This window comes from Nostoc sp. CHAB 5715, assembly GCF_020829685.1.
Classification (GTDB): Bacteria; Cyanobacteriota; Cyanobacteriia; order Cyanobacteriales; family Nostocaceae; genus Nostoc.
Map to the genome: position 1 here is coordinate 1 of NZ_JAIVFR010000256.1, position 8,070 is coordinate 8,070.

Annotated in this window: 10 protein-coding genes; 2 read left to right on the forward strand and 8 right to left on the reverse strand. The window is 41.7% G+C overall.

The window, feature by feature from the left end:
* Window positions 1-703: 703 nt before the first annotated feature.
* Window positions 704-1,555, forward strand: a complete 852-nt coding sequence (locus tag LC574_RS15740) for a universal stress protein (protein WP_229454386.1) — start codon at window positions 704-706, stop codon at window positions 1,553-1,555.
* A 182-nt stretch (window positions 1,556-1,737) separates the two neighbouring features.
* Here the strand turns inward: LC574_RS15740 and psbM are convergent, their stop codons facing one another.
* The 5 genes from psbM to LC574_RS15765 form a co-directional block, all read right to left on the reverse strand.
* Window positions 1,738-1,854: a photosystem II reaction center protein PsbM gene (gene psbM / locus LC574_RS15745; RefSeq protein ID WP_100901506.1), complete on the reverse strand. Its 117-nt coding sequence runs from the start codon at window positions 1,852-1,854 to the stop codon at window positions 1,738-1,740.
* Window positions 1,855-2,028: 174 nt separating this feature from the next.
* The gene (locus LC574_RS15750; protein ID WP_100901507.1) at window positions 2,029-2,325 is read right to left on the reverse strand and encodes a 2Fe-2S iron-sulfur cluster-binding protein; all 297 of its coding nucleotides are present in this window, start codon (window positions 2,323-2,325) and stop codon (window positions 2,029-2,031) included.
* A 185-nt stretch (window positions 2,326-2,510) separates the two neighbouring features.
* Entirely contained in the window at window positions 2,511-2,648 is a 138-nt protein-coding gene (locus LC574_RS15755; protein WP_006195022.1) for a photosystem II reaction center protein K, read from the reverse strand.
* Window positions 2,649-2,898: 250 nt separating this feature from the next.
* Complete coding sequence (tgt, locus tag LC574_RS15760; RefSeq protein WP_229454387.1) at window positions 2,899-4,002, reverse strand: tRNA guanosine(34) transglycosylase Tgt; 1,104 nt, start codon at window positions 4,000-4,002, stop codon at window positions 2,899-2,901.
* Between the two features lie 129 nt (window positions 4,003-4,131).
* Window positions 4,132-4,584, reverse strand: a complete 453-nt coding sequence (locus LC574_RS15765; protein WP_229454388.1) for a hypothetical protein — start codon at window positions 4,582-4,584, stop codon at window positions 4,132-4,134.
* 377 nt (window positions 4,585-4,961) lie between these two features.
* Here LC574_RS15765 and cobS point away from each other — a divergent pair, with 377 nt between their 5' ends.
* Window positions 4,962-5,735: an adenosylcobinamide-GDP ribazoletransferase gene (gene cobS, locus LC574_RS15770; RefSeq protein WP_229454389.1), complete on the forward strand. Its 774-nt coding sequence runs from the start codon at window positions 4,962-4,964 to the stop codon at window positions 5,733-5,735.
* 223 nt (window positions 5,736-5,958) lie between these two features.
* Here cobS and LC574_RS15775 read toward each other — a convergent pair whose 3' ends face one another.
* From LC574_RS15775 to LC574_RS15785, 3 genes are all read right to left on the reverse strand, one after another.
* Window positions 5,959-6,414 carry a PPC domain-containing protein gene (locus LC574_RS15775; protein ID WP_229454390.1) on the reverse strand — a complete coding sequence of 152 codons (456 nt, stop codon included), beginning with the start codon at window positions 6,412-6,414 and terminating at the stop codon, window positions 5,959-5,961.
* Between the two features lie 87 nt (window positions 6,415-6,501).
* Window positions 6,502-7,179, reverse strand: a complete 678-nt coding sequence (locus tag LC574_RS15780) for a ComF family protein (protein ID WP_229454391.1) — start codon at window positions 7,177-7,179, stop codon at window positions 6,502-6,504.
* Window positions 7,180-7,251: 72 nt separating this feature from the next.
* A complete protein-coding gene (locus LC574_RS15785; RefSeq protein WP_229454392.1) occupies window positions 7,252-7,743 on the reverse strand; it encodes a GNAT family N-acetyltransferase in 492 nt (163 codons plus the stop codon).
* Between the last annotated feature and the right edge of the window lie 327 nt (window positions 7,744-8,070).

Consider the following 8,070-nt stretch of genomic DNA (forward strand, 5'->3'; position numbering starts at 1 on the left):
GGGATTCAAAAAAGTATAAATTTTTATCGCTTCCACGGATAAATCCGGGGGCTTTCAACCTAAGTCGCCATCCAGTCGTACAGAATTCATGGCTTTTTTCTGGCTCCTGAATTCTGACTACTTTCTTAGTAAAACCTTCTTAGAGGTCTTTATAGTATGAAATATGACTTCGACTATTAGAACATCCGAATTTAGATACTGTGATCCCACATTCCTCTGATGTTCGGATATAGCAATCCTATCTGAGTTACCAAAACTGCAAGAGACTAAAAAAAAGGCACAGAATAGGGAAAATGACTATTCAAGCCGGAAGCGATCGCCTGGTAAATCTTACAGTGAATAAATCTTTCTAAATAGTTATTTTGGCATTTCTTTGCAATACTTAACTAACTTCTAATTAAAAAAAGTAAACATAGATTAAAAATGATAACTAACATCATAATTTATTAAGTTATCTAGGCTAAATTGAGAGTATGCTTATTAATTGAAGTCTAGTTAATAATTTTAAATAAATAGCTGCAAATGAACTTAAACATTTGTTGAGCTTTTTGTACTTTGTCATTTGTTTGAGTGTTAAATACTAAAAAACAAAGTTTATTTGTGCCACCTTACTAACTAGGTTGTTGAGCAAGGCAGTAAAAATATGACCTGAGCCAAGTAATAACAGCGACAACTAAAGTAAACTTAACAACAATCACGTAAAATGATAGAAAAAATTTTGCTGGCTGTATCGGGATTGGGACACGCAGAAGAAATGCTCAAAACCCTGAAAGAAATTCCTTCAATTCAATCTGCAAAAGTAACAATTTTGCATGTTGTTCAGGCACAAAGTACTGCTGCTACCATGACATCTAAATGGGAAAATGGGGGTAAAATTTTAGCTAATGCAATTCAAACTTTGAACTTAGATCCTAGCCAGGTTTCTTCAATTTTGCGCGAAGGCGACCCCAAAGATGTAGTTTGCCAAGTAGCTGATGAAATCGACGCTGACTTGATTATTATGGGTTCACGCGGACTGAAACGCCTGCAATCCATTTTATCGAACTCAGTCAGTCAGTATGTTTTCCAGCTATCTTCTCGCCCAATGTTGCTGGTAAAAGATGATATTTATGTCAAAAGAATTAAGCGCATTATGGTGGCAATAGACAACTCTGATTCCGCAAAAAACTGCTTGAAATTGGCACTGTTTTTACTGCGAGATATTCAGGGCGGCGAGTTAATTTTGGCAAATGTTGCCACAGATTTAGGCGGAAAAAAATCGGAAATAACTGAAGTTAGTTCAAACAAAAATCCTGTTTTAGCAGCCGCAGTTGCAGAAGCTGAAAAACAAGGCATCCAATCTCGTTCTTATATCAGTAGTGGCAAACCTGGTGAAGAAATTTGTCGGTTGGCAGATGAGTTGAATATAGACTTATTATTGCTCGGTTCTCCAGATCGTCGCCCATCCATCGCTAAGAGTTTTGTTGATATAGACCGACTTATCGGATCTTCCTTGTCTGACTATGTTCGAGTTAATGCCACTTGTCCGGTATTGTTGGCGCGGACGATCGCTTAAAGTCAATAGGACTTACGCACACTCTACTAATTCTCGGCGCTCTTGGCGTCTTGGCGGTTCGATAAATTAAGCTTTTTAGCAATTTTTGCGTAAGTCCTAGTCAAAATAGAGTTAGTGGTTGATAAATAAATAAAAACCCCTACACTACTGGTGCAGGGGTTCTTTATTTGATACACAAACTCTTAATTATCTTTTCCACCTTCGCGGCTAGCAGTTTGGATGTACAGAATTAGTAAAAACACAGTGGGGACTAGTACGAACAAAATGCTCGCTACGAACCCCAGGTCATTAACTTGCATGGCAAGAAAACCTCTCTTAAATTTCCAGTCAACAAGATTAGGATAGCATCATCGACGACAGAGTTATACCAATTCAAAATTCAAAATTCAAAATTCAAAATCAGGAAACTTAATTTTGGTAAGTATTTTGACTACTGACTGGATACAAATTGAAGCAGTGGCAGATTTGAGAACTTAAGGCTTCGTAACCACACTGACTGAGCCATTCACTAAAGTTTGACAGGCAAGGCGGTAATTTTCAGGCTTTTTTTTGAATTTACGGTTTTCTACGTCTGTGCGGGGGGAAAGATTTTCTAGTCCTTCGACTATCTCCACAATGCAAGTACCACACTGACCACTACCACCGCAATTGGTCATCTTACCAATGAATTTATATATATCAATGTCATTTTGCATCGCTTTGAGCCGGAGATTTGCACCATCTGCTGCCACTACTTCTTTATTCTCTTTAACGAATTTGATATTACCCATAACTGATTCCTCCTTGACTCTAAGCTTGGCTTTCAAGGCTTCATATTGACATGGCTTGATTCACATCTTATTTATTATATTAAAATATTACAATATATTAAAAAATATTAATTTTATAGAATATAGTGTCACAAAAAAATAGAACAGGTATAATACCTGTCCTATAAATTGAAAAATAGATTAACTTACCTAAATCCCACGGCTGCTTGCCAAACGAAAGCAAGCAACAAGAAGAATACGGGGATGACTGGGAGAACGTCCACCAAAGGATCAAAGATTTGGTATGCTTCAGGCAGTTTTGCTAATAAAAGTGCTGCTTCCATGTTTGTTTAAATCCAACTATCCAACAGAGCTTTCATAATTGAGAAATATCTTAACATGGTTTGGTCATTGGTCATTGGTCATTTGTCATTTGTCATTTGTCATTTGTCATTGGTCATTTGTCATTTGTCATTGGGGATTGGTTATTAATTCTTCTCCCTCACTCCCTCATCTCCCTCATCTCCCTCATCCTCCCCATCTCCCCATCTCCCCATCTCCCCACTCCCCACTCCCCACTCCCCACTCCCTCATTCAGTTGAGCCAATGACCAAATTCTGTGACAAAGCGATCGCTTAATATTGCTTCTCTAATATGCTGCGTAAAGCGAATTAGTTCGGTAATGTTGTGAATGCTCAACAAGGTATAAGCTAAAATTTCTTGCGATCGCACTAAATGAGATAGGTAAGCACGGCTAAAATTTTGACAAGTATAGCAAGGACAAGTTTCATCTAATGGCGTAAAATCTTCACGAAACTTAGCATTTTTTAAATTCCAGCGTCCGCCCTGGACGATCGCTGTACCATGTCTCGCCCAACGGGTGGGAATTACGCAATCAAATAAATCTACACCAGATGCGATGGCGATCGCCATTTCCCGATAAGTACCCACACCCATCAAATAACGCGGCTTTTCAGGCGGTAGAAGCGGTGCTGTCACTTTGACAATCTCAGCCATCATTTCTGGCGGTTCTCCCACACTCACGCCACCAATGGCATATCCGGGCAAATCCAACTTAGCTAAAGCTTCAGCCGCACGACAACGCAAATCCAAATATACGCCCCCCTGTACAATGCCAAACAATGCTTGTTCACTGCGTTGATGAGCCGTTATGCAGCGTTCTAACCAGCGATAAGTGCGCTCAGTTGCAGTTTCAACCTCTTGGCGAGTCGCTGGGTAAGGCGGACACTCATCAAAGGCCATAATCACATCGGCCCCCAAAGTATTTTGAATCTCAATTGAGCGCTCAGGAGTCAAGTTAATAATTTGTCCATCATGGGGTGAGCGGAAAGTGACGCCTTCTTCAGTAATTTTCCGCATCTCGCTTAAGCTGAAGACTTGAAACCCACCCGAATCTGTGAGCATTGGGCCATTCCAACCCATAAATTTGTGCAACCCACCACCCCCAGCCACGATCGCTTCCCCTGGTTGTAGGTGAAGATGATAAGTATTCGATAAGATCATTTGCGCCCCAGTATCTCGCAGCTGAGATGGGGTGATAGTTTTGACATTCGCCAGCGTTCCCACTGGCATAAATCTGGGGGTTTCTACAACACCGTGAGGAGTGAAAAACACTCCTGCTCTAGCTTTTGTCTGGCTACAGCAAGCGAGACATTCAAAGGAAAAATTCGCACTCATACCATTTTAGATTTTTGAAGATGCGCCTATGGGACTTACGCAAAACTATCCGATCTAGGGGCAATTTATGAATTGCCCCTAGATCAATAAAGCGCATCCTCACATAAATTTGGTATAATAAACGCTATTTTAAAAAGAATCAGAACAATCATCGTCAATTTCTGCATCCCACCTGGCAGAGAGAACTTGCTCCATCATCGCTTCTATGGCGCTGACATTGAAGGTTCGCTCTCGTCGCTCTTGTATGGGGGTTGAGCGGGGAATCAACCGCAGACACACTCCTTCTTGCATCAAATCAAAATAGGTTTCTTGTTGCGACGACTGTTTGAGTTCCAAGTAATCAAAACTACAAACATTCAGATATAGCGCGTGGTTAGCCACTAAGGTAGACCTTTGCGGATTGGCGAAAACTTCCATAACATCCCCTTCACCCTCGCTCAGTACCTTATCTTCTTGGGTGTAGATGTAGTGGACTCGACCTAAGTCTGTCAGCAATCGCCGGATGTCGAGCTTATTCACAATGATGCCCGTGTTAATAATGCACGGAGCTGGTATCCTGGTGTCGGGTAGATGGTGACTCATAGGAAAATAGCGATTGAGCTAAGGAGAGCGGCAACATAGCTAAACTGTCATAATTGAATAGCTTGTTTACTTCCTACATTTAAAAAAATATCAATTTTGTGGGGCAATCGTCTAAATAATTTGGAGTAAGTTTTTAGTTAACAAATACAAAACACAAATTTTGATCCCTGATGGAATTTTAATTTCCTGAATCATTCATTTTTTGTATAAAAAATACACTGTATTATTTATTTACCACTTAGAACAGCATAACAAAATTTTCAAGGAGAATCTCTAATAGAAGTAAATCTTATCTAAAGTTTTAAAGTATGCTCATGTCGATTGTACTGAACCCAAGTCTATTATCCAGCAATTAACCAAATATTAATGTTACTAAGATGACGAAACAGCAACAGTGGTGGAAAAAGCTGCTGTTAAAGCTGGCAGCTAGTATTATATTTTACAGTAGTATTCCAATACCGTATTTGGAGAGATTAGACTTTCGGGGAGTGGCACGTCTTGCTGTGGTTGTAGGGTTAATAATTGGGGGAATTTTAGGGTTACTCGATACGGGGATGGATTTTATTGGTATGCCAGTGTTAACTCGTAGTGCTTTAGTTGTCAGCGTTTGGATTGCCATAACTGGAGGACTGCACTTAGATGGGGCAATGGATACTGCCGATGGTTTGGCAGTGGGCGATCCAAATCGGCGACTGGAAGTGATGACAGATAGTGCTACAGGTGCATTTGGGGCAATGGCAGCGATCGCCTTGGTGATACTAAAAATAGCAGCTTTGACGGATATGCCAGAAAACCGTTGGTTATTGCTGATGGCTGCTTGTGGCTGGGGACGTTGGGGACAACAGGTAGCGATCGCACGATATCCTTACTTGAAACCAACTGGTAAAGGTGCGCTTCACAAACAAGCCATTCGTTCTTACAAAGATTTGTTACCAGGATTGTTGTTGCTGTTTGGTTTGAGTGGTTTACTTTGGTTGATAGATAAACAACAGCTATTTCTCGCACTGGCAATGATAATTGCTGGAAGTGCGATCGGCACTTTAACTGGTGCGTGGTTCAACCACAAATTAGGCGGACACACAGGAGATACCTACGGCGCAGTCGTTGAGTGGACTGAAGCCTTATTTCTCTGTGTATTGACTGTTTTTTAAAATGTGAGGAGTGGGGAGTGGGGAGTAGGGAGTAGGGAGTAGGGATGAGGGGGATGAGGAGAATAACCCATACCTCATAACCCTTAAAAGTTTTGATTGCCCTGTGCTGTTAGCGCTAGCGGGACGTTTAGCCCACGCTGCGTGGGGAATTTCACTTCTTTATTCAGGACTCGGAACTCGGAATTGTTTTGCCCCACTCCCCACTCCCCACTCCCCACTCCCTTCATTTAATCGGTTGCAGCTTTGTCACCTTGAGTTTAAAAGCCCCAACTCCAGTTTCCCCAAAAGACCGGACACGAATCACATAATCACCTGTCTCTACGATGCGAGTAAAAAGTAGGGAATTGCTACTACCATCAGGGCCATCATCATTTTCTGCCAAAGTCGATCCATCAGGTGCTAGCAGGGTGATGATGCTGTCAAAGTTTTCAGATGACAGGTCAACTGCTAAATTATCGCCTTTATTTAACTTCACTGTGTAATCACGGGCAAACCCACCTTGACCTGTGGGAATGTCTTTGTCTGAGAGGCGATCGGAAAATTCAGTACTGTTAGATAAAGGAATTGGACTATACAACTTATTTTGAGCAAAAGCTGCACTTGTACTTATACCTATTGCCAGCAATGTGGCAGGAATGATGATGAGTTGTTTTAAACCTGCCGCCCAAACTTTATTCATACATTTCAAGCAATTTTTCCTACAAAAATAGTGTAATTCGGTCAATTTATGCACTTATCTGCTAATGCCTGCCCATTAATTCTTGATTTATCCGTCTTTGACGGCAGTGGCTACTGCGACTAATCCTAAAACCACAATTCCATACTGACGAAGTGTTTGCACAGCAGACCTAGCAGTAGCAACAGTAGTATAAATATCGTCCACTAACAGCACTGGGACATTTGGGGGACGATGGCGAAATTCTTGGCCAACAGCAAAAGCGTTAGCCAAGTTTTTTTCTCGTTTAGATACCGATAAACCAAATTGCGCTTCAGTTTCTCGCACTCTTGCTAAACCGTTTAGTTTCAATTTTAATCCAGTTATTTCGCAGAAGCTTTGTGCTATCAGTGCGGCTTGATTGTATTTACGTTGCTTTTGCTTGCTAGGGTGGAGTGGGATGGGAACTACCACAGCCCGGCTATCTCGGCTTGGTGAATTTAACAACCATGCTTCTCCTAACCAGTGACCCAAGGGACGAGCTATTTGGGGTTGATTGTCGTATTTCATCGCCGCGATCGCTCGTTTCACCGGCCCACCATACTCTCCCCAGCCAAATACTGGTATTGGCTCTTGCCATAAAGAAATCGGGTCTTGACGTTGACATTTTTGCAGTTGTCTGGCGCAATTGTGGCAGAATTCTTGCGAGGTTGCACGTTGGCACAGAGGACAATGGGATTGGAGAAAAAGATTGAGTAAGCCTGTAAGATTTTTAGTCCAAGTGTGCATTTAGAATTGTCCTTTGTCATTAGTCATTAGTCATTAGTCATTAGTCATTGGTCATTGGTCAAATACAAATGACTAATGACAATTGACCAATGACTTCATATACACGCGATCGCACCTTGTTGTTTCTACTCCCGTTACTGGAGTGTAGCCGTTGCTTTCATAAAGCTTGACTGCTTCTACTAAAACGCTGGCGGTTTCAATCCAAATTTGCTCAAAACCACGCTCTGCGATCGCTGCTTCTAGCTGTTGTAACAAATATTTCCCTAATCCTAAACCCCTGATGCTGGGCAAAAGATACATTTTGCGGATTTCTACAGCTTTTTCGCCTCGGTGTATGGGGTAGTATGCTCCAGTACCTACTAACTGGCTTTGGTGCTCAATTACCCAAAACTCTCCCCCAGTAGCTAAATAATATTCCTCTACTCGCAGCACATCTCGGTCAGCGCCCTTTGGTTCCCAACCCAGACCGTATTCTGATAATACATAACTGATGACTTCGGCGGCTCTTGTGCGATCGCTTTGCACCCAATCACGGATTAAAAAATCTTGATAATAGTTTTTCATTACCATTTGCTGGTCAAGTTTACCCAGAAAATTTTTCTGGTTCTATATCCCAATTTACTCAGCAAATAGCAATTCTTGCAGAGTCCATTTCAGGCGGTACTCTCAAGGTGTCAATGAAGAGACAAGGGGGAGAGGAATTGTCTTCCCCTCCCCTTGTCAATACTGCTCGGTTAAGCCTCTTTTGGGCATTATAGACAACGATATAGCGGTTCCCATCCAGATGCGGTACAACATTATATCGCAAGGTGTAGGGGCACGAGCCAGCTCATACGTGTCAACTTAACGTAAAAGCCATGTCCCGCAAGGAACTGAAGTTCCTTGCTAATA